This is a genomic window from Burkholderia sp. BCC1644 (assembly GCF_902833225.1).
Classification (GTDB): domain Bacteria; phylum Pseudomonadota; class Gammaproteobacteria; order Burkholderiales; family Burkholderiaceae; genus Burkholderia.
Genome location: NZ_CADFEI010000028.1, coordinates 49594 through 74169, shown reverse-complemented (window position 1 = coordinate 74169; position 24576 = coordinate 49594). Strand labels below are relative to the sequence as shown.

Here is a 24576-nt window from a genome sequence, read left to right as displayed (position 1 = left end):
GCAAAATACCGATTTCGTTAATTCGAAGCGGATTTTGCGGAATTATTTACCCGATATCCGGCCGGCATTTCCGGGCGAATGACGACGTGCGGCATCGCCACACGTCGTCCGTGACGGCACTTCAGTCGGCGATTACTTCCCGCCGCCCGGCAGCGCGATATCGATCAGTACCGGATCGTGATCCGACGAACGATATGCATCCGGCGCGTAGAACGTCTTCTGCTGCTCGGCCGACTTGTACGCGAGCGTGTACTGCAGCGCGAGCGGCTCGTCCGCGTTGATGTGCCATTCGTGCACGGCCTTCACGTGCGAGGCGAGCGGCAGCGTCGCGAGCGCGTGATCGAGATAGCCGGCTTCGCCGTTGTACACGTAGCTGTACGCATTCGCGCCGATCCAGCGTGCGACGAGGTTGCGGTAGCCGCGCGCTTCGAGCGTGCGGATCGGGTCTTCATACGTGTAGCTGTTGAAGTCGCCGATCAGCAGCACGCCCTGGCCCGCGACACCCGTCGGGTTGCCGGCCAGCCAGTCGGCGACCTTCGCCGCCGCGCGCGTGCGCGTCGGGTTCCAGCAGCCCTGGCCGTCGCCCTGGTCGAGATCGTCGTTCGCGGCGTCCGGGCAGTTCTTCGACTTCAGGTGGTTCACGGCCACCGTCAGCGCCTGCTTGTTGCCGTTGATCAGCCGGAACGATTGCGCGAGCGGCTGGCGGTTCTTGTCGTCGATCGCGAGCGTCGCCGCGCGGCCGACCGGTTCGACCTTGCGGCTGTCGTAGATCATCGCGACGGTGATCGCATCGCCGCCGAGGCGCGACACGCCCGGATCGACGACGCGCCAGTTGTTGCCGAGTTTCGCCGCGAGCTGGCGCACCGCGCTCAGTTCGCCGTAGCCGTTGTTCTGGATTTCCATCAGGCCGATCACGTCGGCATCGATCGCCTTCAGCGCGCTGACGATCTTCGCTTCCTGACGCTGGAATTCCTGGAAGGTCTTCGCGCCGCGGTTGTTCGGATCGTCGAAGCCGCCGCCAAGCCCGTTGCCGTTGAAGTAGTTCAGCACGTTGAACGACGCGACGCGCAGGTTCGACTTCGGATCGCGCGCGGGTGCGTTGGTGCGCGGGTTCGTGCGCGCTTCGAATGCCGGCACGGCCGCGCCCGGCAGCGGCTGCACGCGCCATGCGCCGTAACGCACTTCGAGCACGCCCTCGACGTCGCGCACGGTGTAGCCCGCACGCAGCGTGTTCGCGGCCGACAGGCCCGGCGCCGGGTACGGCACGGTCGCGGGGTTCTGCTTGTTCGAGCCGTCGTCGAGGACGAGGCGGTTGCGCGCGTTCGCATCGATCTGCGTCTGCGCCTGCGCGGGCGGCACGACGCTCGTCGGCGTGCGCAGGCGGCCGTTGCTGAGCATCACGCTGCCGTAGCGGCCAAGCTCGTAGTTGTCGGTGACGTTCAGCGTCTGCGGCAGGCGCACCAGCATCCCTTCATACGCGGCGAACGCGTTCGGGCTGTCGACCGGCAGCGTGAGCGTCGCGGGCGTGACGGTCTGGCCGTTCGCGCACACCGCGATCGCACCCGACTGCGTGAGCTGCGTCTGCCCGTACTTCTCCTCGACCTTGCCCGTCACGTGCACGAGGTCGCCCGCTTTCGCGCGCACTTTCGGCGCATAGACGAACAGGCCTTCGGACACGCCCGGCTGGTTGCGGCGCTGCGCGTCGGCCTGCTGGACGAAGAAACCGCCGAAGCCGTCCGTGCCGCCGAAATCGGCGGTGACGACGGCTTCGATCGACACGTTCTGCCCGGCGAGCGGCGACGGCGCGCCCGGCCCCTGGATATCGGCGATGGGCGTCGTGCTGCCGCCGCAGTTCGGGCTGACGGGCGCGGCGGTGGCGGCGAAAACCGGCGCGGCGAGCGTCGGGAGCAGCAATAGCGGGGTGATGAGGCGGATTGTCGAGCGCATGACGGGGAATCCCGGTTGTGAGGGTGGCGAAAGCTTAGCGGCGCTCAATGACAGTTTTTGGTAATCGAAAGACAGGCTGATGTAATTGTCGTTATCGCGCTGCGATCGCCATCAAGCGCGCGTTCATGCCTGAAAAAGCGGGGCAATCGTCTGACAAGAAGCCGCCGTGCCCGTGACGATTGCCCCGCGTGCCTTCAGCGCCGAGGCGTCGCGCTACACCGTCCCCGGCAACGCGCTCGACACGAGCACGGCCGCCACCATCAGCACGCCGCCGAGCACGACCGCCTCGACCCGCAACACTGTGCCGAACCGTTTCAGTGAAACAGCCGGCATCGCGGCAGCCGGATCCTGCAGCGCGGCCAACAGCTTCGGCATCCCGAAGAAGCGGTTATGCCCGCCGAGCGCCGCCGCGATCAGCACCAGCGCGAGCTTCAGCAGCAGGATCTGTCCGTACGCCGACGCGAGCAGGTTCATGGGCGTATCGACGCCGCGCCAGCCGTTGTACGCGCCGGTCGCGAACAGCACGACCAGCGCATACGTCGATGCATCGGACAGCGACTGCACGAACGACGCGCCCGTCGCGCGTTCGCTCGCGGGCATGCCGGTGAGCCGCGGCATCACGCCGAACGCCGTCACGAGCACGAGCCCGACCCACGCGCTGATCGCCAGCAGATGCAGCCAGTCGACCCACACCGGCAAGCTGAACAGCCCGGCGTCCACCGGATGCCCGCCGTTGCTGCGCGCGAGCGCGACACAGGCGAGCGCGGCCCAGATCGCGAACGGAAAGCGCGTAGCGTGCGCACGCCTGACGAACGACAGCAGCACGACGACGAGCATGAATACGGCGCCGGCCAGCCATGCATGACCGAACCCCGTGCCCGCGAGCATCGCGCAGACGGCCGGCCCCGCGTCGAGCAACGACACTTCGCTCATCAGCGCGCAGTGCGCCCAGAACGCGGTGATGCTCGCGAGCAGCGACACGACGGACGCGATGCGCAGTGTCGCCACGAGCCGCTGCAAGACGCCGTGCCGCCATGCCGACGCGCCGCGCGCGAGCCAGTGGCTGCCGAGCAACGCACCGACGACGACGGCGAACCCGGCGTTCTGGATCGCCACCGCCACGAGCCGCAGCAGGCCGACGATGCCGTCGTTCATCCCTTCACCCGAAACGTATAGGTGCCCTTCGTGCGATGGGCGTCGGCCGTCATCGCCGCCCATTGCACCGTGTATGCGCCGGGCGCGAGCTTCGGCATCGCGACCGTCATCACGCGCGGGTTCGACGCATCGACCTTCGCCTTGTCCTGCGTGACGGCGTTGCCGTTCGCATCCGACACCTTCACCGAGCTGAATGCCGGTTCGAGGTCTTCGTTGAACGTGAGCCGCACCGTGTCGGGCGCCACGTCGAGCGTGCTGCCCGTCGCCGGTGCGGCGCTTTCCAGCTTGCCGTGCGCGGAGGCCGCGACCGGCGCCGCCGCGAGGATCGCGCCGGCCGCGGCGAAGCCGGCCAGCCGCTTGAGCGTCGTAATCGTCATGTTCACGCTCCGCGTCACGGCTTCTTCAGTTCGACGACGGTCAGCGCGCCGTTCACTTCTTCCGCGACGAAGTCGATCTTGTCGCCGGTCCTGACCTGCGACAGCATCGCCGGGTCCTTCACCTTGAACACCATCGTCATCGCCTCCATCCCGAGGTTCTCCAGCGGGCCGTGCTTGATCGTCAGCTTGCCGGCGGCCGTATCGACCTTGCGGATTTCACCGTGCGACATGCGCTGCGCCGCGTCGGCGCCCTGCTTCGCGCCGCCGCCCATGTCCATGCCGGCCATGTCGCCGGCCGCGTACGTCGCGGCGGAAAACGCCAGCGCGCAACCCGTTGCCATCAAAACCAGTCCCTTCTTCATCGTGTCGACTCCCGTGTGAGTGAAATGAAACCGGCGGCCGCATCGGCGCGGCCGCCGCGTGCTGCTGCTCGGCCTCAACCGTCCGGCAATTCGCCGGTGTATTCGTACGCGACGGTGCCCTTCGGATGCCGGAACCAGCCCGGATCGCGATAGTCGTTGCGGCCAAGCCCCTGCCGCACCTTGCAGACCGTGAACATGCCGCCCATCTCCAGCGGCCCGAACGGGCCCGTGCCCGTCATCATCGGCAGCGTGTTGTCGGGCAACGGCATTTCCATGCCGCCCATCGCGCCGCCCGTGCTGCCCATCGCCATGTAGTCGGGCACGAGCTTGCCGATCTTTTTCGCGAGATCCTTCTGCGGCACGCCGATCAGGTTCGGCACCTGGTGGCCCATCGCATTCATCGTGTGGTGCGACTTGTGGCAATGAAACGCCCAGTCGCCCGGACGATCGGCGGTGAACTCGATCGCGCGCATCTGCCCCACCGCGACATCGGCCGTCACTTCCGGCCAGCGCGCCGCCGGCGGAATCCAGCCGCCGTCGGTGCCCGCGACTTCGAAGCTGTAGCCGTGCAGGTGGATCGGATGGTTGGTCATCGTCAGGTTGCCGAAACGAATCCGCACGCGGTCGCCGGCACGCACCGGCAGCGGATCGATGCCCGGGAACACGCGGGAATTGAACGTCCACATGTTGAAGTCGGTCATCTCGTTCACGCGCGGCGTGTAGCTGCCCGGATCGATGTCGTACGCGGCGAGCAGGAACACGAAATCGCGGTCGACCGGCATCGTGCCGCGATCCTTCGGGTGCACGATGAACATGCCCATCATGCCCATCGCCATCTGCACCATCTCGTCGGCGTGCGGGTGATACATGAACGTGCCGTGCGATTCGAGCTGGAACTCGTAGACGAAGGTCTTGCCGGGCGGGATGTGCGGCTGCGTGAGACCGCCGACGCCGTCCATCCCGTTCGGCAGCCGCAGCCCGTGCCAGTGGATCGTCGTGTGTTCGGGCAGCCGGTTGGTCACGAAGATGCGGACCTTGTCGCCCTCGACGGCCTCGATCGTCGGGCCCGGCGACTGGCCGTTGTAGCCCCACAGGTTCGCGTTCATGCCGGGCGCCATCTCGCGCACGACGGGCTCGGCCGTCAGGTGGAATTCCTTCCAGCCGTTCTTCATCCGCCACGGCAGCGACCAGCCGTTCAGCGTCGCGACGGGCGTGTACGGGCGGCCGTTCGGCGGCGCGAGCGGCGGCTGCGTGCCGGTTTTCGCCATCGTGGGCGCTTCGGGCAGCGAGGCGGCGCCGGCCTTGCTGACCATCGCCGCACCGAGCAGCGCGGCGCCCGAGCCGCTGAGAAATTGTCGACGGGACACCATGTCAATGACCTTCCGGATGCGTTTGCGTCGCGGGCGCCGGTTGCGCCGCGGGGGTGGAAGCCGGCTGCGGGGCAGCGTCGGCGTTGGGAGTGGATTCGGGTTCCGGTTCGGCGGAATGCGTCGCGCGCGGCGCAGCACCCGACGACGGCAACCGGCCGCCGACGGCCATCTGCAGATCGGTCTCGGCGAGCCAGTAGTCCTTCAGCGCGTCGATGTAGCCGTTCACTGCACCGACCTGTTCGCGCGCATCGCTCAGCAGTTCGAACACGCTCGCGAGCATCCCGTTGTAGCGCAGCAGCAGTTCGTCCGAGATCGTCTTGCGCAGCGGCACGACTTCGTCGCGGTAGTGCGTCGCGACGTCGTAGCTCGTCACGTACGCCGCGTACGATTCGCGCACTTCGGAGCGTGCGTCGATCGCCGTCTTCGCGAGCCGGTTCGCCGACTGCATGTAGATGGCCTCGGCGCGCGCGACCTTCGCGCCGCCCCAGTCGAACAGCGGAATCTCGACGCTGATCTCGTAGCCGTGCTCGTGGCCCTTGCCGGTTTCGTAGTTGTTCACGTAGCCGAGATCGACCGCGTTGACGAAGCGTGTCGCCTTGCTGAGGCCGAGCGAAGACGCGACGCCCTGCGTCTGCAGCTTCGCGGCCTGGATGTCGAAGCGGTTGCTCATCGCGAAGCGTTCGAGATCGGGCAGGTTCGGCCGCGCTTTCGGCAGGTCGGGCAAGCGCTCGGGCAGCGCGTACTGCGTGCGCCCGCCCCACAGCCCCATCGCGCGCGTGAGCTTCTCGCGTGCGGCCACGGCCTGCTGGCGCGCCTTCGCATGCTGCGCGACCGCGTCGGCATGAAACGCCTGTTCGCGCGCGTAGTCGAGGCGGCTGAAGTTGCCGGCCTGCCGCATGCGCTGCGCGAGTTCGGCAGCCGCGCTCGCGGCGTCGCGCACCTGTTGCGCATAGTTCGCGGCCTGCTCGGCGGCGACGGCTTCCACGTAGGCGCGGCGTGCGTCGGCCGCCACCTTCAGCATCGCGTCGGCCGTTTCGAGCTTGGTCTGCTCGAAGCGGCGGCGTTCGATGTTCGTCGCGAGCGGCATCGTCAGCAGCGCGAACACGTTCGCCGAGAACGTGCGGCCGAGTGTCAGCTCGCCGTCGCCGGCGCGGGTGCGGCTGAACGCGAAGCGCGGGTTCGGCAGCCGGCCGGCCTGGACGAGATCGGCCTCCGACAGCCCGAGTTCGGCGTACGACGCCTGCAGGCCGCGGTTGTTCAGCAGCGCGACCTGCACCGCGTCGTCCATCGACAGCGGTTTCGCAAGCAGTTCCTTCGTGCGCGTGTCGACGGCTGCGCGGTCGGCGTCGGTCTTGACGATCACCGCGTCCTTGCCGATACGTTCCGATGCGGCGGACGACACGGCGTCGAACCCGCCGTCCTTCGAAAACGTCGTACAGCCTGCGAGGAACGCCAGCGCGACCGCCGCCGCGCCGATCCTCGGCGATATCGCCAGGTTCGTCATTGCGCGGCCCCTCCGTGCATCGAATGTGCTCCGCCATTGCGCGTCGCGTTGCCGGGCTTCGCGGGGCGCTCCATCACGTCCCGGTTCAGTTGTTTCCAGCCCGGGCCTGCGTCGTCGCGATACGGCCGGTAGCCGTCGAACGCGGACGTCACGGTGACGTCCGGCACCGACGCGGCGGCGTCCGCCGGATCGGGTAACGGGGTTTGCGCAGGCGCGAGCGACGGCACGAAGGCCGCCGCGCTCAACAGCGCCGCAGTGATCAGTCGCATGAAAATGTCTCGTCGTGAGTCGTCCGGCGGACCGCGTGCGGCCGCCAGCGTGGATTGCAGGTCGCGGCCTGTCGGCCACGGGCAGGGACTAGACGGAGATCCGGCGAGGCGGCCGGTCGATGCCGCCGGTCAGGAACGACACGACGACGGCCGAAAGCGGCGGCGCGGCGATCGCGACGCCGGCGTCCGCCGCGACGGGCACCGCGGGCGCACCCGACATGCCCGTGCCGAGGCAGCACGACACACACGCCGAACATGCCGACGCATGCCGTGCGTGGTCGTCGTGATCGTGATGGCCGGCCTGCGCGGCCGGCATCGCGTGCGACGGCGCTTCCATCGGCGCGACGGCAACGCGTTCGCACTGCATCGAATCAGTCGCGAACGACTGGATCGGCAGGCTCAGCGCCAGCAGCACGACGAGGAGGAATTTGCGCCAGTACGACATGGATGCGGAATCAGGCAGGCAACGACCGGTTGGGCCGGCGCGGCGCCGTGACGACGCGTGCCGGGGGACAAGACGGCCGCAGCTTATCGCCACCGCGGTGACGACGACATGGTCGAAAGATGACCGGATTGTCATGAAAGGCGGGTGACGCGACGCATGGACGCTTCATGACAATCCCGTCATCCGGCGGTCATTCTTCGCGCACGCGCGGCGCCTTAAGCTCAGGCGTTACACTGACCGGCTGGAATCACGGACAGCCTGCCTCACCATGCGGATACTGATAGTCGAAGACGAACCCAAGATGGCGTCGTACCTCCGGAAGGGGCTGATGGAGGCGAGCTACACGGTCGACATCGCGGAAACCGGCAAGGACGGGCTGTTCCTCGCGCTGCACGAGGATTTCGATCTCGTCGTGCTCGACGTGATGCTGCCGGAGCTGGACGGCTTCGAGGTGCTCAGGCGGCTGCGCGCGCAGAAGCAGACGCCCGTGCTGCTGCTCACGGCGCGCGAGGCGATCGAGGACAAGGTGACCGGGCTCGAACTCGGCGCCGACGACTACCTGCTCAAGCCGTTCGCGTATGCCGAATTTCTCGCGCGCATCCGCTCGCTGCTGCGGCGTGCGCCGCGCAACGTGTGCGACATCCTGCACGTTGCCGATCTCGAAGTCGACCTGCTCAAGCGCCGTGTGCGGCGCGCCGACACCCGCATCGACCTGACCGCGCAGGAATTCGCACTGCTGCAACTGCTCGCCGAACGCGAAGGCGAAGTGCTGACGCGCACGTTCATCACGTCGCAGATCTGGGACATGAATTTCGACAGCGACACGAACGTCGTCGATGCGGCGATCAAGCGCCTGCGCGCGAAGATCGACAATGCCTACGAGAAGAAGCTGATCCACACGATCCGCGGGATGGGCTACGTGCTCGAGGATCGTTCGTGATCGCGAGCCCGGCTTCGTATTCGCTGCTGCGGCGCCTGACCGTCGCGTTCGCGGTGGTCGCCGCGCTCGTGTTCGCGCTGACCGGCGCGTACCTGTACCGCTCGCTGTCCGCCGAGCTCACGCGGCGCGACGACATCGAGATCTCCGGCAAGCTCAACCAGTTCCTGCAGCTGGCGCACGCCAGCGGATCGACCGCCGCGCTGCGCGCCGATCCGGCCGTGTTTCATGAAGTGCTGCTGTCGCATCCGGGCGTCTATCTCGGCATCTACGATGCGCAGAACCGGCCACTGGTCGAACATTCCGACGAGGCCGGCAACACGCTCGTATCGGTCATCACCGCACCGCATCCGGCAGGCAACGCAGGCGGAAGCAGCAGCCCGTTCACCTGCTCACCGCCCGGCATCGGCACGTCGCGCTGCGTGTATGCACGCACGACGCTGCCATCCGGCGAAGCGATCCAGGTCGCGCTCGCGCGCACGGCGACCGATCGCCAGTCGCTGCTCGAAAGCTATCGCGTCGACATCTGGCTCGCGGCGGCCGTCGGCGCGCTGCTGGTCGGCGCGCTCGGCTACGCGGTTGCATCGCGCGGCCTGCGCCCGGTCGAGAGCCTCGGCCGGCAGACCTCGCGCATCGAGGCGCACAACCTGAACGCGCGCCTCGATGCGCGCGGCGGCCCCGTCGAGCTGCGCGAGCTCGCGACGTCGGTCAACCGGATGCTCGACCGCCTCGAACGCGCGTTCGTGCGGCTGTCGCAGTTCTCGTCCGATCTCGCGCACGACATGCGCACGCCGCTCGCGAACGTGATCAGCTCGTCGCAGGTCACGCTGTCGCGTGCGCGCACGACCGAGGAATACGAAGCGCTGATCGATTCGAACATCGAGGAATGCGAACGGCTGCAGCGGATGATCGAGAACATGCTGTTTCTCGCGCGCACCGACAATGCGCGTCAGCACCTGAAAACCGCCGAACTCGACGCGGGCAGCGAGTTGCGCCGGCTCGCGTCGTATTTCCAGGCACTGGCCGACGAAGCCGGCGTGCGCATCGACGTGCGCGGCGAAGCGCCGGTCGTCGCGGACGCGACGCTGTTCCGGCGCGCGGTGAGCAACCTCGCGTCGAATGCGCTCGAACACGCGGAAGCCGCGTCGACGATCGAGCTGGCCGTTTCGGCACAAGGAAGTTACGCGGTCGTCGAGGTCACGAATCGCGGCGCCGCGATTCCGCCCGAGCAGGTCGAACGGATCTTCGAGCGCTTCTACCGCATCGATTCGTCGCGGCACGGCGCGGCGCGCAATGCGGGCCTCGGGCTCGCGATCGTGAAGTCGATCATGGAGCTGCATCGCGGCAAGGTCGAGGTCGCGAGCCGCGACGGGCGCACGACGTTCGCGCTTTATTTTCCGCGCGGCGCAGAAGGGTAAGCCGCTTGTCGCGCGGGTCGCATCGGCATGACGGCCGGTGCGACGCCAAACTCAGCACCACGACCACCGACGCCAGACGCCTTCACTCCCCCGGCTCGCGCCGGATCTTCGCCTGGCGGCGATTGCGGTCGTTCAGTATCTGGTGCCGGCGATGGTCGGTCATCTTCCTCCAGTCACGCGCCTCGTCGCGCGTGCGCAGGCAGCCGACACAAAAGCCCGTCCGGCCGTCAAACGCGCACAGTTCGATACAGGGTGATTTCACGGCCACGGTCAGGCCGCCTTCGCAGGCGTCATCACTTCGACGGTCACGTGCGACACGCCGTCGAAACCCTCGATCAGCGCATGGTAGAAACGCGCGTCGCGCACCGTATCGGCGGTCTCGACCGACACGATCGCGCTCATGTGGCCGGGGCCGACACGCCACACGTGAAGATCGTTGACCTTGTCGCCAAGCGCCTCGATCGCATGACGTACGCGCGCCGCCAGCTTGCGATCGACGTTGACGTCGAGCAGGATGCCGCCCGTATCGCGCATCAGCCCGTACGACCAGTTCGCGATGACGAGTGCGCCGATAATGCCCGCGACCGGATCCATCCAGACCCAGCCGAAAGCGCGGGCGAGCAGCAGGCCGACGATGGCCAGCACCGATACGGCCGCGTCGGCGATCACGTGAACGTAGGCCGAGCGGATGTTGTGGTCGCGATGGGCTGCCGTTTGCGAACCGTGATCGTGATGCGCGTGATGGTCATCGTCGTCGTGGTCATGATCGTGGTCGTGACCGTGGTCGTGCCCATGATGATGACCGTGCCCGTGGCCATGCCCGTGATGATGGCCGCCGCTCAGCAGCCACACGCTCGCGAGGTTCACCGCGAGCCCCAGCACGGCAATCGGAATCGCTTCGCCGAAATGAATGGGAACGGGCGCCAGCAGACGCGCAATCGCCTCGTAGCCGATCAGGATCGCGATCATCGCGAGCACGATCGCGCTCGTGAAGCCGGCCAGGTCGCCCAGCTTGCCCGTGCCGAACACGAAGCGCGGATCGTCCGCATGCTTGCGCGCATAGGTATAGGCCAGCGCGGCGATCAGCATCGCGCCTGCGTGCGTCGACATGTGCAACCCGTCGGCGACGAGCGCGAGTGATCCGAACAGCGTGCCGCCGACGATCTCGGCCACCATCATCGCCGAGCACAGGCCGATGACCATCCACGTCTTCCGTTCGTTCTGCTCGTGCGCATCGCCGAGGAAGATATGGTCATGCCCCGCGCCGAACGCGTCATCCCGGAAAGTATTCATGCTCTGCCCCGATTACTTGAAATAGCTATGCACCACGTCGATCAGCTGCTCGGTCGCGCTGCCTTCGTGTGCGTCAGGTTCGTGCGCATCGACCAGATGCTCGCGAATGTGGTCTTCCAGCACGACGGCCAGCAACCCGTTCATCGCGCCGCGGCAACTCGTGATCAATTGCAGGACCTCGTTGCAGCCGCGCTCGTCCCCGAGCGCGCGCTCGATCGCCTCGACCTGGCCCTTGATACGACGCACGCGGTTCAGCAGCTTCTGTTTTTCACGAACGGTATGGCTCATCGATGACGGGCTCCTGAATAGGGAGGGGGAGTATATATCCGGAAGGCTTCCCCTATAGGGGAGAGGGGTATATTTTTTTGTGATGAAGGCTTGTCGAAAGAATTCCGCTCGGCTAGACTGCCCTTCGTCTTTGGGGAGTAGCCTGCTTTCCGTCCCCGGAAAGCGAACGCGTCAACACACTCGGCCTGCGGCCGTGGCGCGTTCAGCCTGATCGGCCTGGCGAGACCATGGGCGCATCGCGTCGTTCCTGGTCGGACGTCGGCGGATGCGCCATGGTTCGTCAGCGTCCGACCACGGAGTCCCCATGTTCCCCGCCGTCTTGTCCCCGCGCTCCCCCGCCCGCCGTCCACGTGCCTGCGGAGGTGCCGCATGACCTTCATGCTCCTCGAACTGGCGTTCATGCTGATCGTCATCCTCGTCGCGGCCGAGGTCTTCACCAATGCGCTCGAACATCTCGGCGAACGCCTGAAGATTTCCGAAGGCGTGACCGGCTCGCTGTTCGCGGCCGTCGGCACGGCGCTGCCCGAAACGATGGTGCCGCTGCTCGCACTGGCCGGCGGCACGGCGAACCAGGCCGTGAACGAGGAAATCGGCGTCGGCGCGATTCTCGGCGCGCCGCTGATGCTCGCGACGCTCACCACGTTCCTGATGACACTCGCCGTGATCCGCTCGCGCGGGCTGCGCGGCACGATCGCACCGGAACGCACGGGCTTCGTGCGCGACATGAACTACTTCCTCGCCGCGTTCTCGCTGGCCACCGCGGCGATGTTCGTCCCGCATCACAACTGGGCCGTGCGCGCGCTGCTCGCCGCGATGCTGGTCGGCATCTACGTGATGTACGTCGTGATGACGTTCCGCGCGTCGACCCGGCTCGTCGATGCCGGCCACGGCACCGAGGCGCCGCACACGATGTTCCTGTCGCGCGTGGGCCTGCCGACCAATCTCGCGACGATCGCGCTGCAGTTGCTGATCGGCCTCGCGCTGCTGATCGGCGGCGCGAAGGGCTTCATTCACGGCGTGGAAGGCGTGTCGCAGGTGCTCGGCATCTCGGCGCTGCTGCTGTCGCTGATCATCGTGCCGATCGCGACGGAACTGCCGGAGAAGGTCAACAGCGTGCTGTGGATCCGCCGCAAGAAGGACACGCTCGCGTTCGGCAACATCACCGGCGCGATGGTGTTCCAGGGTACGCTGCTGCCCGCGATCGGCATCATGCTGACGCCGTGGGAGCCGCGCCCCGAAGTGCTGACCGGCGTGATCATCACGCTCGCGGCGGCCGCCTGGCTGCGCTTCAACGCGCGCACGCGCGGGCTCGCGATCTGGGCGTTGCTCGCGAACGGCGCCGGTTATGCGGGGTATCTGGTCCTGACGCTGGCGCGCTGACGCACCGGCGCCTGGGCCGGGCGCGCCGGCCGACGGACACGTCGGCGCGGCGCGCTTCAAGGTGCAGGAAGCGGGCGACGGTTGCGCCCGCCCCGGACGATCAGGAACCCTTGACGAGCTTGACGATCGTCAGCGTGCCGTCGACCTTCTCGATCCGCACCTTCACCTTGTCGCCCGCGTGCGCGTGCGCGAGCATCGCCGCGTCCTTCGCCTTGAACGCCATCGTCATCGCCGGCATCCCGACGTTGTCGAGGGCGCCGTGCTTCAGCGTGATCTTGCCGCTCGCGGCATCGACCTTCTTCACTTCGGCATCGGTCAGCGCGGCAGTCGAATCGGCCGCGCCGTCCGATGACATCTTCATGCCGGACATGTCCATGCCCGACATCTCGCCGGCGGCAAACGCCGGTACGGCGGCAACGCCGAGCGCGACGACGGCGGTTGCGGTGGCGATCAATTGATTCATTTTCATCGTGATTCTCCGGTTGGGATGGATGGCACGTTCGTGCCGGAAGGAACTGCATCGGAATGCCGCGCCCGGCCCGCGCTTCGCGCACGACGGCGCTGAAGCAGGAGCCACGCGGCGGGAATGACGAACATCGACAGCAGCGGCGCCGTGACCATGCCGCCGACCATCGGCGCGGCGATGCGCTGCATGACTTCGGAACCGGCGCCGTGGCCGACCATGATCGGCACGAACCCGGCGAGCACGACGGCGACCGTCATCGCCTTCGGCCGCACGCGCAGCACCGCGCCTTCGCGGATCGCGTCGAGCAGCACCGCATCGGTCAGCGGTTCGCCGGCATCGAGCCGGCGCTGCAGCGCGCCCTTCAGGTACAGCAGCATCACGACGCCGAACTCGGCGGCAACGCCCGCGAGCGCGATGAAGCCGACCGACGTCGCGACCGACACCGCATGGCCGAGCGCCCACACGAGCCAGAAGCCGCCGACCAGCGCGAACGGCACCGTCGACATCAGCAGCAGCGCGTCGGCCGCCGAGTCGAACGTGAGGAACAGCAGCACGAAGATCACGACGAGCGTGACGGGCACGACGGTGCGCAACGTCGCCGCCGCGCGTTCGAGATACTCGAACTGCCCCGACCACGCGATCGAATAGCCGGGCGGCAACGCGACCTGCTGCGCGACGGCCTGCTGCATCGCACGAACCGCCGTGCTCAGGTCGACGCCGCGGAGATCGACGTACACATAGCCGGACAGCCGCGCGTTCTCGCTGCGAATCATCGGCGGTCCGTCGGCGATGTCGATGCGCGCGACGTCGCCGAGGCGGATCTGCGCGCCGCGCGCGGTGACGACCGGCAGTTGCCGCAGGTTCTCGAGCGAATCGCGGATCTCGCGCGGATAGCGGATGTTGATCGGAAAGCGCTCGCGCCCCGCGATCACTTCACCGACATCGTCGCCGCCGACCGCCGACGCCACGACCGACTGGATGTCGGCCACCGACAGCCCGTAGCGCGCGGCGGCGAGCCGGTCGATGTCGACGTCGATGTAGCGGCCGCCGTTCAGACGCTCCGCGAGCGCGGACGTGACACCCGGCACGGGCTTCACCGCGGCCTCGACCTGCTTCGCGATCGCGTCGATGCCGGCCAGGTCAGGCCCGGAAATCTTCACGCCGACCGGCGTCTTGATCCCGGTGGACAGCATGTCGAGCCGGTTGCGGATCGGCGGCACCCACACGTTCGACAGGCCCGGCACCTTCACCGTCCGGTCGAGTTCGTCGACGAGCTTCTCCGGCGTCATGCCGGGCCGCCACGCGCTGCGCGGCTTGAAGCGAATCGTCGTCTCGAACATCTCGAGCGGCGCGGGATCGGTCGCGGTATCGGCGCGGCCCGATTTGCCGAACACCGTGTCGACCTCGGGCACGGTCTTGATCAGCCGGTCGGTCTGCTGCAGCAGCTCGCTCGCCTTGTCCGCCGAAATGCCCGGCAGCGCGGTCGGCATGTACAGCAGGTCGCCTTCGTCGAGCGGCGGCATGAATTCGCCGCCGAGCCGCGACAACGGCACGGCCGTCAGCACGAGCGCGACGACCGCGACGCCGATCGCGAACCACGGGCGCCGCAGCGTCGCTTCGAGCAGCGGACGGTACAGGCGGATCAGCACGCGGTTGATCGGGTTCGCGTGCTCGTGCGGAATGCGGCCGCGCACGAGATAGCCCATCAGCACCGGCACCAGCGTCACCGACAATCCGGCGGCCGCGGCGATCGTGTAGGTCTTCGTGAACGCCAGCGGCGCGAACAGCTTGCCTTCCTGCCCTTCCAGCGAAAACACCGGAATGAACGACAGCGTGATGATCAGCAGCGAGAAGAACAGCGCGGGCCCGACTTCCGCCGCCGACGCCGCGACGAGCTCCCAGCGGCGCGCGACCGTGAGCGGCTCGCCCGGATGCGCGTGGTCGTACGCCTCCAGATGCTTGTGTGCGTTCTCGATCATCACGATCGCCGCGTCGATCATCGCGCCGATCGCGATCGCGATCCCGCCGAGCGACATCAGGTTCGCGTTCACGCCCTGGTAGCGCATCACGATGAACGCGGCCAGCACGCCGAGCGGCAGCGACAGGATCGCGACGAACGCGCTGCGCAGATGGAACAGGAACACCGCGCAGACGATCCCGACGATGACGAATTCCTCGATCAGCTTGTCCTTCAGGTTGCCGACCGCGCGCTCGATCAGTTGCGAACGGTCGTAGGTCGTGACGATCTCGACGCCGGGCGGCAGCGAACGCTTCAGGCCGGCGAGCTTCGCCTTCACCGCATCGATCGTCGTCAGTGCGTTCTTGCCCGAGCGCATCACGACGACGCCGCCCGCCACCTCGCCCTGCCCGTTCAACTCGGCGATCCCGCGTCGCATCGCCGGGCCGACCTGGATGCGCGCGACGTCGCCGAGCAGCACGGGCGTGCCCGCGTCGTCGGTGCGCAGCACGACATGGCGGAAGTCGTCGAGCGTGCGCAGGTAGCCGGACGAACGCACCATGTACTCCGACTCGGCCAGCTCGACGACCGAACCGCCGGATTCCTGGTTGGCCTGACGCAGCGCCTCCGCGACCGCAGCCTGCGTGATGCCGTAGGCGCGCAGCTTGTCGGGATCGAGCACGACCTGGTACTGGCGCACCATGCCGCCGATGCTCGCGACTTCCGAGACGTCCGGCACCGCCTTCAGCTCGAACTTCAGGAACCAGTCGTTGAGCGCGCGCAGTTGCCCGAGATCGTGATGACCGGTGCGATCGACGAGCGCGTATTCGTACACCCAGCCGACGCCGGTCGCATCCGGCCCGAGCGACACGGTCGCGCCGGCCGGCAGCCGGCTCTGCACCTGGCTCAGGTATTCGAGCACGCGCGAGCGCGCCCAGTACGGATCGGTGTGGTCGTCGAACAGCACATAGACGAACGCATCGCCGAACGACGAGTACGCGCGCACGGTTTTCGCGCCCGGTACGCCGAGCAGCGTCGTCGTCAGCGGATAGGTGACCTGATCCTCGACGACCTGCGGCGCCTTGCCCGGATACGACGCCTTCACGATCACCTGCGTGTCCGACAGGTCGGGCAATGCGTCGAGCGGCGTCTGGCGCAGCGAATGAACGCCCCATGCCGCGATCAGCACGGTGGCCAGCAGCACGAGGAAGCGGTTCCGGACCGACCAGAGAATGATGCGCGCGATCATCGTTCGCCTCCCTGCGGCTCGACCTTCGTCAGCCGGTAGCCGTCGTCGGTCTGCGTGAACGCGAAACGCACGGTCTGGCCCGGCTTCACGTCCGGGAACGCGTGGGCCGCCGGCTTGCCGAACGCCATCGTCATCGCCCCCCAGCCGAGCGCCGGCACCGGTTGATGCGAGAACGTGATGTCGTCGGCCGTGACCTTCTCGACCTTGCCGGTGGTTTCATAGACCGGCGCCGCCGCTTTCGGCGCCGAAGCGGACATCGCCGCCGCCCCGCTTGCGCCGGCGTCGTGCTCCAGCCGCGGCAGCACGCTTTTCAGGCTCGCCTCGGAATCGATCAGGAACTGCCCCGATGCAACGACCGTGTCGCCTTCGTTCAACCCGTCGAGCACTTCCGTGTCGCCGCCGATGTCGTTGCCCGTCGTCACCTGCACCGGCTGGAGCCTGCCGTCGCCGTTCTTCACGATGACGATCGTGCGCTTGCCGGTCGCAATCACCGCTTCGGACGGTACGAGCAGGCGCGACACGTTCGCCTTCCCGGCGACCCGCACGCGCATCAGCATGCCGGGCGTGAGCTTCTGCGCGGCGTTGTCGATTTCCACGCGCGCCTGCAGCGTGCGGCTGCTCGTGCTGATGCCCGGCAGCACTTCGCGGATGCGTCCGGTGAAGTGCTGCGCCGGGTCGCCGGCGAACGTCGCGTCGATGGCCATCCCCGGCTGCACGTTCAGCGCAAGCGCTTCCGGCACCTCGACGATGAGCCACAGCGTCGACAACCCGGCGATCTTCGCGAGCGTCTGACCGGGTGCGACCATCGCGCCGTCGCGCACGTTCAGCTCGCTGACGACGCCGGTTTCCGGCGCGCTCAGCACGACGTGCGTCTGCGCGCGGCCGGTGCGATCGAGGCTCGCGATCATGCCGTCGGGAATCGACAGCGCGCGCATCCGTGCGCGCGATGCATCGAGCAGGCTGCCGTCCATCCCGCCGCGCTTGAGCGCGAGATATTCCTCCTGCGGTGCAAGCCAGTCAGGCACGAACAGCGACGCCACCGGCGCGCCCTTCGCGATGCGCTGCATCGGTGCGCGTGCATAGAGACGGTCGATGTAGCCGGTGACGCGCGACTGGACGACGTCCGCGCGCGATTCGTCGAACTGCGTGGTGCCCACCGCATCGAATCCGGCCGCCGTCTGCTGGCGCCGGACAGTCGCAAAGCGGATGCCGAGGTTCTGCTGCAGGCCCGGATCGATCCGGATGCCGGTGGTGCCGCCGCCTTCGTCCGCGTAGACGGGCTGCAACTGCATGTCCATGAACGGCGACTTTCCGGGTTTGTCGAAATGCTGGTTCGGCACCATCGGGTCGTGCCAGTACAGCACCTTGCGGCCCGTGGCCGGGTCGGTGTTGCCGGCTGGTGCGGTACCAGGCACGGCGGCCGATGCGGCCGTCGCCGCGCCGCCCGCCGCATGGCGCGTACCCGCGAAATAACCGGCGCCGAGCAGCGCCGCGGCAGCGAACGTCAACAGCACCGCGCGCGCCAGTGATTGCTTGTTCATGAGGATCTCCTTCACTGCGCGGTGGCCATCGTCGACGGCACGACCTGATATTCGAGCTGCGCCCAGATCTGCGACACGTCGCGCCTGAGATCGAGCACCTGCAACTGCGCGTCCAGCTGTGCGCGCCGCGCGGCGAACGTGTCGGCGAGCGAGCCCGTGCCGGCCCGGTACGCGGCATTGGCCAGCTGCACGCGCTGGTCGGCGGCGGGCAGCAATGCCGCGCCGAGGTTCGCGATGCGTTCGCGGCCGCTCGCAAGCGTTTCGGACTGCGTGCGGATATCGGCCTGCACCTGGCGCAGCGTGTCCTCGTACATCAGGCGCGCCTTGGTCGCGAGCGCGGCCTTCTCGGCGACGTCGCGGTTCTGGCGGTTCTTGCGGTTGATCGGTAGCGGGATGGTGACGCCGACGGACACCATGTTCGAATACGCGCCGCCACGCTGCTGGTACGCGACTTCCCACGTCCAGTTCGGGTTGAGCTCGCTGTTCGCGACGGCGGTATCGGCTTCGGCGACGGCGATATCGTCGGCGGCCGTGATCAGCGCCGGCTGCGACAGGCGCAGCTCGTCCGGCGGCAATGAAGACACGAACGATTCCGGCGCGGGCGGCGTGCCCGTGACGTCCGACGCCGGCACGGCGGTCCAGCGCGACAACGCGATGAGCGCCGTCTGGTAGACCTGCTGCGCTTTCAGCAATTGATCCTGCGTCTGCGCGAGCATCGCCCGCGCCTGGACGACGTCGGATGCACTCGCCTTCGCGCCGCGATACGACGCCTTCGTCGCGTCGAATTCATGGTTCATGTGATCGAGCAGCGCCTGCTGCAACGCGAGCGCCTGCTTCGCGTAGACGGCGTTCAGCCACGCCGTTGCGGTTTGCTGACGTACGCTCGCGAGCTGCGCCAGATACCCTGCTCGCTCGCGCCCGACCTGCTCGTTGGCCAGTGCCGTGCGCAGGTGCCGCTTGTCGCCGGACACCCACTCCTGCTCGATGCCGATGCGGCGCATCGTCATGAAGTCCTGGCCGACGGTGAAGCGCTGGCCGCCGTTGACCGGCAAGTTGTCGATGCCGGCCTTGAGCATCGGGTCGGGCAGCTGGCCGGCCTTCACGGCCGCCTCCGAACTGGCGCGCACCGAAGCCTGGGCGGCCTGCATCGACGCGGAATGATCGGTGGCGGACTGCAGCGCGGCGTCCAGCGTTAATGGCGGTTGCTGCGCGTGAACCGCGCCCGCAACCAGCAGCGCCGCCCAAAGCATGGGCGCGCGCCGGCGCGCACGCCGCGCAAGCGGCGTGCCGAAATGGAATGACATGGTTTAACCCCAACGGCGGAACCCCATAGGGATTCCACGTCCTGATACAGGACGAACCTCACCGCGAATGCGGCGAACCTATCGGATCGGGATCAGCTGATGCGTGGAGGGCGCCACAACCCGCTCGGGTCGCGGACCGGGAGGATTTGCGCGTAGTGGAAAGCGACGGTGCTGGCGAATGCAGCGGGACGACTGACTTCGGCGCGAGCGGCCGGGTGATAGAGACTGCCGAACTGGCATTGGGCCGTCAGCTTGCAGGACATGCCCTTCGCTTTCGCGTGGGCGTTGCCGGTGGACGACGACTTCATCGAATCGCAACCCGGCATGTCCGCGGACATGCCGGCGTCCATGTCCATCGACATGCCCTGCTGCATCATCGGGCATTCCCCGGCCAGGCCGCTGGCTGCCAGCCCGCTGATGGGCAGCACCGCGCAGAGCAGCAGCAGGATGATGGTCCGGAGGAATTTCATGCCGGCGATTATAGCGCGGGGTTTTGCTCTGTGGCGGCGCATCGATACGGCGAAGCGACGCGCCGTATCCGCGGCCGCCACCGCACGCTACCGCGCCAACGCCTCGGCCTCCAGCACGGCCTGCACCGCCGGACGTGCGCGCACCCGCTCGTACCACGCGCGCAGATGCCCATACCCGCTCAGGTCGATATCCGCGTTGTACACCGACCGCATCCAGTCGGCCTTCCCCCACCCCGTCAACGCGAACAGATAAGCATCGGCGACCGTGAACGTGTCGCCTATCAAGAACGCGTTGCCGTCGAGTTGACGGTCGATCCACGCAAACCGGCTGTCGAGCTTCGTTCTCGCCGGATCGACGTATTTCCCCGCCTGCACCGCGTACAGCAGCGGAATGAAACCCTTGTGGATTTCCGTGGAGAGAAAGTTCAGCCACTCCATCAGCCGATAACGACCGAGCGTGCCGTACGCAGGCGCGAGCGCGGCTTCCGGACGCCGATCCGCGAGATACTGCGCGATTACGGGCCCTTCGCGCAGCAGCGTGCCGTCGTCGAGTTCGAGCAGCGGCACGTAGCCGAGTTCGGTCACGTCGTAGTAGTTGCGACCGTCTTCAATGACGTGTTTGCGCGCGTCGACCTTGATGACCTCCGCATCGATGCCGGCTTCGCACAGCACGATGCAAATGGCCTGCGAACAGCTTCCGGGAGCGTGATAGAGCTTCATGCGTTTCCTTCGTGGGTTGTCCATGTATCGATTCGCCGCGACGCGGGCGCTAATATCTCGCATCGGCGCAGCGCCGGGAAGACGGCAGTCGTTTGTGCCGTAGTCACAAAAAATTTACCGACCAGGGTTCGGCACGATGAAAACGAGTGCGACAGGATGTTCCGTTGAAGAAGCGATGCGCCTGCTCGGCGGCCGCTGGCGGCTGCTGCTGGTGTCGTACCTGCTCGACGGGCCGCGACGCTTCAGCGACCTGCGCCGCGACATGCCCGGCATCTCGCAGCGGATGCTGACGCTCGACCTGCGCGCACTTGAAGACGCGGGGCTCGTGCGGCGAACCGTCTATCCGGAAGTGCCGGTGCGGGTCGAGTACGATCTGACCGCGGACGGCGACCGGCTGCGGCCCGTCGTCGACGTCATGCGCGAATTCGGGCTGTGGCTGAAGGCACGCGATGTCGATGCGACGTGCGATACCGGCGCGACGCCCGCAGCGGCGATCGAAACGCAACCCGATTGCCCCGGTAACCCGAGATAACCCCAGATAACCCATACGCAGGAACCTACGTTCATGGAACTTCACGCTACCGTCGGCGCGGCGACGTCCGACCTCGACGACGACGAAAGCTTCGCCAACATCTACTGTCACGACGCGGAGCAGGACTATTGCTTCGCGCTGTCGCGCTTTCCGGACGACGCGCTGATCGAAGTGATGGTGCGCGACCAGATCAACTGGCGCGTCAAGGATCTGTCGGTGCGCCTGACGGACGACACGATCGACGTCGAGATCGAGCCCGGCATCGCCGCGCGTCTCGACGGTCAAACGCGTTACGTCATCCATCTCGCACCCGGCCAGTACGATCCGGTCACGCTGCGCGCCGCGCTGAAGGAGATCTTCGTCGGCAAGGACGGCTTTCAGGACGACAGCACGCGCGGCTGACCGATTGGCCGCGCACTCCCTCCGTTCACGCTGACAACCGCTCATGACGCGCACCTCGCCACTCCGACCGTTTCCGCGCGTTGCCGCGCTGCTGCTCTCCGCGTGCGCAACGCTGGCCTCCGCCGCGCATGCGGCCAAACCGCTGCTCACGTTCAAGGTCGACGACACCGTCACGGCCCGCGTCGAGCGCGCGGACAGCGAGCACATCACCGTGCGCTTCCTGCCGAGCGGCAAGACCCAAACGCTCGACGTGACCGCCACCGACGAGGAAGGCCACTATCACCTCGCATCGGACGACTACAACTTCGACGGCCACCGCGATCTCGCGATGCACGCGACGCTCGGCATGGTCAACGACAGCTACGGCATCTACCTGTATGACGCCGCGCGCCAGCAGTTCGAGCCGCTGCACATGCCGGCGAGCAACCTGCCGCCCGGCAACTGCGACGACTTGGTCAACGTGGTGGCCAAGCCGAAGGAGCGCACGCTGTACAGCTCGTGCCGCGGCGGCCCGATCTGGTACACCGATGCGTATCGCTTCGATGCCGGCGGAAAGATGTACCTGTACCAGTCCAGCGAAGCGATACCGGACGACTTGCGCGACCTGCTCGATACCGACAACGGCCCGTCGTCGATGCTGCTGACCTACGACGCGCAAGGCAAGCGCGTCTCGCGCCGCCCCGACGCCTATGGCGGCGGCGCCGTCACGTTCAAGGTGCGCGCGGCACGCCTGCCGCTGCACGATGCGATGACCGATGCGCCCGCGCGCCGCTATGTCGTCGCGGGCGACACGGTGGAGGTGATCGACGCGAGCAACGATTTTCAGTGGCTGAAGGTGCGGTATCGCAATCCGCACGCGGGTGCGGTGCAGGGTTGGGTCAGTGCGAAGGAGGCGATGGGCGGCTGACAAGGGGCAATTTGTTGTACCCAGCGGGAACCCTTTCCTAGCTCTTCAGCGACGGCATTTCAAGGACTCCGATAGATCGGTCGCGACAGCAGAGAAACGAACAGGTCGATCTGCTGTTGAGGGGGTTTTCGCCCAGCGGCGTGTCGACAGTGCGGCAGAAATAGCGCGGGCACGCCTGGCATTCGAACAACGGCAATCTGCCGATCGAGCGTGTTCTGAATCCCGCGTCGCGATATGTCGGCCGCCGCATCGTGGACATCGAGGCCGCGGCTCGTGGCTCTTCGACAGCAATGTGGCGATCTGCGCGGCCAGAGGGACCGTCAGCTCCCGATCCTCACCGACATCGTCGCCGACGACAGCGGACCGAGTCTGGGATCGCCCCTCCTTCATCAGAACTGTGCCGTGACCTGAAAACCAACCGTTACTCGCGCCGTCGGGAACCCGGGCGGTTTGTAGATCGGTGTGCCGGCAAACAGATCGTAACCATAGGCGCCCAATCGAGTCGCAACGCTGCCCTTCACGCCGATTACGGCACCCGCCAGTTGTGTGCCAACGAGGGTAACCGGCTGCGGACCCCACACGTGGCCGTAGTCGATGCCGACATATACAGCCTGCCCGGTTTGGCCGATTGGCGCCTGCAGTTCGTTGCGCCAGTAGAAGCCGCGCGACGCCGCGAGCATCGTCTCGCCGTCGAATCCGCGCACCGTATAGCGGCTGCCGATCGTCAGGTCGTCGATGTAGTACAGCGTATTGCCCGTGTACTGACCGTGGAACGTCGTCACATAGCGGAACGGCTGCTGCGCGATTGCGAACGGCACCGACAGGTTCGCATCGAGCACGGCCATCTTGTAGCGGTAAGTCGGACCGCCGTCGGCCGACAGCGCGTCGTCCTGCGCACCGAACGCGCCGATCCCCTGCCGGTACGCGAGCGTGCCGTCGAATTGCGCGTTACCAAAGTAGTGGCGATCGGTCAGGCCGAATTCAACGAACGTGTTGTTGCGGCGCTGCTGAGGAATCTCGGTGTCTTCGATAAAGCTCTGGCCAAACCGACGCGACAATCGGACCTGCGCACCAAACACGTCGTTCTGGCTACGCGACAGCACGCGGTTCAGCTTGAAATCTACCGTCTTCGAATTTCCGCTCGCGATGAACGTTTGGTTCACTCCGGCGATCTGCTGGTAGTACGTATTTGTGTACGCAGACAGCGTCGCGGTCCAGTAGCCCCACGGGATCGAATAGAAGCCGTTCCAGCCATGCGAGCCGAGCCGCTTGTCTCCAAATTCGAGATCCTGGCTCACGCCGATGTTGAAGATATCGTTTAGGCCTAGGGGATTGTCGATACCGAGAGACAAATTGCCCTGGAGGCGGCCTGTCGCGCGCGTACCCGAGTTGTCGATTGAAGCGACGACCGTCCACGGTTTGCTGCGCTTCACGTCGAGCACCACGTCGCTTTCGCCGGGCACGTCGGCCGGCACGATCTGCATCGATACGTCCTGGCTCGTCACGCGCTTCATTTGCTCGAGGCCCTGTTCGAGGTCACGCAGGTTCAGCAGCTCGCCGTCGCGAGTCGGAAAAGCAGTTTTCCAAGTGCCGCGGAGTTTTTCGTCGGCGAAGCGCACGTGGCGGATCACGCCAGGGATCAGCGAAAACTTGAGGGTGCCGGTCGACAGGTCCTGCTCAGGCAGCAGCACGCGCGTCGTGACGTACCCGCGCGCCAGGATCGCTTGCGACAGGCCCCTGGCGAGGATGTCGAGGCCCCGTTTGCCGACGCACTGGCCGGAGTAGTGCTCGAGCCATTCGCGCGCAAAGGCGAAACGATCCATCGGCAATGCCGACGCGCCTTGCGATTTAAGGGAAGCGGGCAGCGCATCGGGTACGTCGAGTGTGAAACGACCGACACGGAAGCAAGGTGTTTCCGCAGGCAGGGCCGGATATGTTTCAGCGCGCGGCACGTCAGACCGAACCGAAGGTGCTTGTACGACCGCGGTTCGTTGCTCAGCTTCGCGTTGTTGCCGGGCCTGCCGGTCCTGCTCAGCGTTCGCACGGGCGGCCGCCGCACGATCTTCGGGCGCTGGAGCCTGCTGCGCATATACAGCGAACGAAGCGACCGCCAACGGCAACACGACAAGCCCTCTAGTAATTCTCATTTATTGTTTTCCGAAGGGGGCAGAAATTTTATGCACGATTGAAATAGATCTGCAGCGGCCTGCAGTGCAGCCCAACACTTCGAGCATCTCTGTACTCGATGGCTCTTATACGCGAGAATTCCTCGTCAGAATTTCG

Annotated in this window: 24 protein-coding genes, 1 pseudogene and 1 riboswitch; of the genes and pseudogenes, 6 read left to right on the top strand and 19 right to left on the bottom strand. The window is 66.7% G+C overall.

What is annotated here, in order from left to right:
• Positions 1-132 precede the first annotated feature (132 nt).
• The 8 genes from HWX87_RS35190 to HWX87_RS35155 form a co-directional block, all read right to left on the bottom strand.
• Positions 133-1947 (bottom strand): ExeM/NucH family extracellular endonuclease, encoded by a 1815-nt coding sequence (locus HWX87_RS35190; RefSeq protein WP_176051466.1) that lies wholly within the window; start codon positions 1945-1947, stop codon positions 133-135.
• Positions 1948-2160: 213 nt separating this feature from the next.
• Entirely contained in the window at positions 2161-3102 is a 942-nt protein-coding gene (locus HWX87_RS35185) for a CopD family protein (RefSeq protein ID WP_176051465.1), read from the bottom strand.
• A complete protein-coding gene (gene copC, locus HWX87_RS35180) occupies positions 3099-3479 on the bottom strand; it encodes a copper homeostasis periplasmic binding protein CopC (RefSeq protein ID WP_176051464.1) in 381 nt (126 codons plus the stop codon). The genes HWX87_RS35185 and copC overlap by 4 nt, the downstream gene beginning before the upstream one ends.
• A gap of 14 nt (positions 3480-3493) precedes the next feature.
• Entirely contained in the window at positions 3494-3841 is a 348-nt protein-coding gene (locus HWX87_RS35175; RefSeq protein ID WP_176051463.1) for a copper-binding protein, read from the bottom strand.
• A 74-nt stretch (positions 3842-3915) separates the two neighbouring features.
• Positions 3916-5211 carry a copper oxidase gene (locus tag HWX87_RS35170; protein WP_176051462.1) on the bottom strand — a complete coding sequence of 432 codons (1296 nt, stop codon included), beginning with the start codon at positions 5209-5211 and terminating at the stop codon, positions 3916-3918.
• Position 5212: 1 nt separating this feature from the next.
• Positions 5213-6715 carry a TolC family protein gene (locus HWX87_RS35165; protein WP_176051461.1) on the bottom strand — a complete coding sequence of 501 codons (1503 nt, stop codon included), beginning with the start codon at positions 6713-6715 and terminating at the stop codon, positions 5213-5215.
• Complete coding sequence (locus tag HWX87_RS35160) at positions 6712-6984, bottom strand: hypothetical protein (protein ID WP_176051460.1); 273 nt, start codon at positions 6982-6984, stop codon at positions 6712-6714. The genes HWX87_RS35165 and HWX87_RS35160 overlap by 4 nt, the downstream gene beginning before the upstream one ends.
• Before the next feature lie 88 nt (positions 6985-7072).
• On the bottom strand, positions 7073-7429 hold the full coding sequence (locus HWX87_RS35155; protein WP_176051459.1) for a hypothetical protein: 357 nt from the start codon (positions 7427-7429) through the stop codon (positions 7073-7075).
• 268 nt (positions 7430-7697) lie between these two features.
• Between HWX87_RS35155 and HWX87_RS35150 the strand changes: the two genes are divergently transcribed.
• The gene (locus tag HWX87_RS35150; protein WP_176051458.1) at positions 7698-8369 is read left to right on the top strand and encodes a heavy metal response regulator transcription factor; all 672 of its coding nucleotides are present in this window, start codon (positions 7698-7700) and stop codon (positions 8367-8369) included.
• Positions 8366-9784: a heavy metal sensor histidine kinase gene (locus HWX87_RS35145; RefSeq protein WP_176051457.1), complete on the top strand. Its 1419-nt coding sequence runs from the start codon at positions 8366-8368 to the stop codon at positions 9782-9784. The genes HWX87_RS35150 and HWX87_RS35145 overlap by 4 nt, the downstream gene beginning before the upstream one ends.
• 82 nt (positions 9785-9866) lie before the next feature.
• Here the strand turns inward: HWX87_RS35145 and HWX87_RS35140 are convergent, their stop codons facing one another.
• From HWX87_RS35140 to HWX87_RS35130, 3 genes are read right to left on the bottom strand one after another with little or no spacing between them, the layout of a single operon-like run.
• Positions 9867-10052: a DUF1289 domain-containing protein gene (locus HWX87_RS35140; RefSeq protein ID WP_176051456.1), complete on the bottom strand. Its 186-nt coding sequence runs from the start codon at positions 10050-10052 to the stop codon at positions 9867-9869.
• A 2-nt stretch (positions 10053-10054) separates the two neighbouring features.
• Entirely contained in the window at positions 10055-11077 is a 1023-nt protein-coding gene (gene dmeF / locus HWX87_RS35135; RefSeq protein WP_176051455.1) for a CDF family Co(II)/Ni(II) efflux transporter DmeF, read from the bottom strand.
• Between the two features lie 12 nt (positions 11078-11089).
• The gene (locus HWX87_RS35130; RefSeq protein WP_176051454.1) at positions 11090-11365 is read right to left on the bottom strand and encodes a metal/formaldehyde-sensitive transcriptional repressor; all 276 of its coding nucleotides are present in this window, start codon (positions 11363-11365) and stop codon (positions 11090-11092) included.
• A 120-nt stretch (positions 11366-11485) separates the two neighbouring features.
• Positions 11486-11620: riboswitch (yybP-ykoY riboswitch) on the top strand.
• A 114-nt stretch (positions 11621-11734) separates the two neighbouring features.
• On the opposite strand from HWX87_RS35130, the gene HWX87_RS35125 reads away from it, so the two are divergent.
• Positions 11735-12745: a sodium:calcium antiporter gene (locus HWX87_RS35125; RefSeq protein WP_176051453.1), complete on the top strand. Its 1011-nt coding sequence runs from the start codon at positions 11735-11737 to the stop codon at positions 12743-12745.
• Between the two features lie 100 nt (positions 12746-12845).
• On the opposite strand, the gene HWX87_RS35120 is transcribed toward HWX87_RS35125, so the two are convergent.
• From HWX87_RS35120 to gstA, 6 genes are all read right to left on the bottom strand, one after another.
• Complete coding sequence (locus HWX87_RS35120; RefSeq protein ID WP_176051452.1) at positions 12846-13214, bottom strand: copper-binding protein; 369 nt, start codon at positions 13212-13214, stop codon at positions 12846-12848.
• The gene (locus HWX87_RS35115; RefSeq protein ID WP_176051451.1) at positions 13211-16417 is read right to left on the bottom strand and encodes an efflux RND transporter permease subunit; all 3207 of its coding nucleotides are present in this window, start codon (positions 16415-16417) and stop codon (positions 13211-13213) included. Before HWX87_RS35115 ends, HWX87_RS35120 begins: the two co-directional genes overlap by 4 nt.
• Positions 16414-17958 (bottom strand): efflux RND transporter periplasmic adaptor subunit, encoded by a 1545-nt coding sequence (locus tag HWX87_RS35110; protein ID WP_176051450.1) that lies wholly within the window; start codon positions 17956-17958, stop codon positions 16414-16416. Before HWX87_RS35110 ends, HWX87_RS35115 begins: the two co-directional genes overlap by 4 nt.
• 11 nt (positions 17959-17969) lie before the next feature.
• Positions 17970-19262 (bottom strand): TolC family protein, encoded by a 1293-nt coding sequence (locus HWX87_RS35105; RefSeq protein WP_176051449.1) that lies wholly within the window; start codon positions 19260-19262, stop codon positions 17970-17972.
• Positions 19263-19354: 92 nt separating this feature from the next.
• Positions 19355-19732 (bottom strand): hypothetical protein, encoded by a 378-nt coding sequence (locus HWX87_RS35100; protein WP_176051448.1) that lies wholly within the window; start codon positions 19730-19732, stop codon positions 19355-19357.
• A gap of 87 nt (positions 19733-19819) precedes the next feature.
• The gene (gstA, locus tag HWX87_RS35095) at positions 19820-20452 is read right to left on the bottom strand and encodes a glutathione transferase GstA (RefSeq protein WP_176051447.1); all 633 of its coding nucleotides are present in this window, start codon (positions 20450-20452) and stop codon (positions 19820-19822) included.
• A gap of 136 nt (positions 20453-20588) precedes the next feature.
• Between gstA and HWX87_RS35090 the strand changes: the two genes are divergently transcribed.
• Genes HWX87_RS35090 through HWX87_RS35080 form a run of 3 tightly spaced genes read left to right on the top strand, consistent with a single transcriptional unit; the run spans position 20589 to position 22293 of the window.
• A complete protein-coding gene (locus HWX87_RS35090) occupies positions 20589-20984 on the top strand; it encodes a helix-turn-helix domain-containing protein (protein WP_176051446.1) in 396 nt (131 codons plus the stop codon).
• Positions 20985-21017: 33 nt separating this feature from the next.
• Entirely contained in the window at positions 21018-21386 is a 369-nt protein-coding gene (locus HWX87_RS35085) for a hypothetical protein (RefSeq protein ID WP_176051445.1), read from the top strand.
• 43 nt (positions 21387-21429) lie between these two features.
• Positions 21430-22293, top strand: a complete 864-nt coding sequence (locus HWX87_RS35080; protein WP_176051444.1) for an SH3 domain-containing protein — start codon at positions 21430-21432, stop codon at positions 22291-22293.
• Between the two features lie 74 nt (positions 22294-22367).
• Here the strand turns inward: HWX87_RS35080 and HWX87_RS38360 are convergent.
• Both HWX87_RS38360 and HWX87_RS35075 read right to left on the bottom strand, forming a co-directional pair.
• Positions 22368-22686, bottom strand: a pseudogene (locus HWX87_RS38360) (DNA-binding protein); the annotation flags it as partial.
• On the bottom strand, positions 22683-24440 hold the full coding sequence (locus HWX87_RS35075) for a ShlB/FhaC/HecB family hemolysin secretion/activation protein (RefSeq protein ID WP_176051443.1): 1758 nt from the start codon (positions 24438-24440) through the stop codon (positions 22683-22685). The gene HWX87_RS35075 and the pseudogene HWX87_RS38360, both read right to left, overlap by 4 nt.
• Between the last annotated feature and the right edge of the window lie 136 nt (positions 24441-24576).

Bases quoted from the DNA above. Each gene is read 5' to 3' on its own strand.
- HWX87_RS35185 (WP_176051465.1), bottom strand. From the start codon at position 3,102: ATGAACGACGGCATCGTCGGCCTGCTGCGGCTCGTGGCGGTGGCGATC.
- HWX87_RS35190 (WP_176051466.1), bottom strand. From the start codon at position 1,947: ATGCGCTCGACAATCCGCCTCATCACCCCGCTATTGCTGCTCCCGACG.
- HWX87_RS35080 (WP_176051444.1), top strand. From the start codon at position 21,430: ATGACGCGCACCTCGCCACTCCGACCGTTTCCGCGCGTTGCCGCGCTG.
- HWX87_RS35175 (WP_176051463.1), bottom strand. From the start codon at position 3,841: ATGAAGAAGGGACTGGTTTTGATGGCAACGGGTTGCGCGCTGGCGTTT.
- copC (WP_176051464.1), bottom strand. From the start codon at position 3,479: ATGACGATTACGACGCTCAAGCGGCTGGCCGGCTTCGCCGCGGCCGGC.
- HWX87_RS35105 (WP_176051449.1), bottom strand. From the start codon at position 19,262: ATGTCATTCCATTTCGGCACGCCGCTTGCGCGGCGTGCGCGCCGGCGC.
- HWX87_RS35125 (WP_176051453.1), top strand. From the start codon at position 11,735: ATGACCTTCATGCTCCTCGAACTGGCGTTCATGCTGATCGTCATCCTC.
- HWX87_RS35090 (WP_176051446.1), top strand. From the start codon at position 20,589: ATGAAAACGAGTGCGACAGGATGTTCCGTTGAAGAAGCGATGCGCCTG.
- HWX87_RS35130 (WP_176051454.1), bottom strand. From the start codon at position 11,365: ATGAGCCATACCGTTCGTGAAAAACAGAAGCTGCTGAACCGCGTGCGT.
- HWX87_RS35075 (WP_176051443.1), bottom strand. From the start codon at position 24,440: ATGAGAATTACTAGAGGGCTTGTCGTGTTGCCGTTGGCGGTCGCTTCG.
- HWX87_RS35160 (WP_176051460.1), bottom strand. From the start codon at position 6,984: ATGCGACTGATCACTGCGGCGCTGTTGAGCGCGGCGGCCTTCGTGCCG.
- dmeF (WP_176051455.1), bottom strand. From the start codon at position 11,077: ATGAATACTTTCCGGGATGACGCGTTCGGCGCGGGGCATGACCATATC.
- HWX87_RS35155 (WP_176051459.1), bottom strand. From the start codon at position 7,429: ATGTCGTACTGGCGCAAATTCCTCCTCGTCGTGCTGCTGGCGCTGAGC.
- gstA (WP_176051447.1), bottom strand. From the start codon at position 20,452: ATGAAGCTCTATCACGCTCCCGGAAGCTGTTCGCAGGCCATTTGCATC.
- HWX87_RS35165 (WP_176051461.1), bottom strand. From the start codon at position 6,715: ATGACGAACCTGGCGATATCGCCGAGGATCGGCGCGGCGGCGGTCGCG.
- HWX87_RS35100 (WP_176051448.1), bottom strand. From the start codon at position 19,732: ATGAAATTCCTCCGGACCATCATCCTGCTGCTGCTCTGCGCGGTGCTG.
- HWX87_RS35120 (WP_176051452.1), bottom strand. From the start codon at position 13,214: ATGAAAATGAATCAATTGATCGCCACCGCAACCGCCGTCGTCGCGCTC.
- HWX87_RS35170 (WP_176051462.1), bottom strand. From the start codon at position 5,211: ATGGTGTCCCGTCGACAATTTCTCAGCGGCTCGGGCGCCGCGCTGCTC.
- HWX87_RS35115 (WP_176051451.1), bottom strand. From the start codon at position 16,417: ATGATCGCGCGCATCATTCTCTGGTCGGTCCGGAACCGCTTCCTCGTG.
- HWX87_RS35150 (WP_176051458.1), top strand. From the start codon at position 7,698: ATGCGGATACTGATAGTCGAAGACGAACCCAAGATGGCGTCGTACCTC.
- HWX87_RS35085 (WP_176051445.1), top strand. From the start codon at position 21,018: ATGGAACTTCACGCTACCGTCGGCGCGGCGACGTCCGACCTCGACGAC.
- HWX87_RS35110 (WP_176051450.1), bottom strand. From the start codon at position 17,958: ATGAACAAGCAATCACTGGCGCGCGCGGTGCTGTTGACGTTCGCTGCC.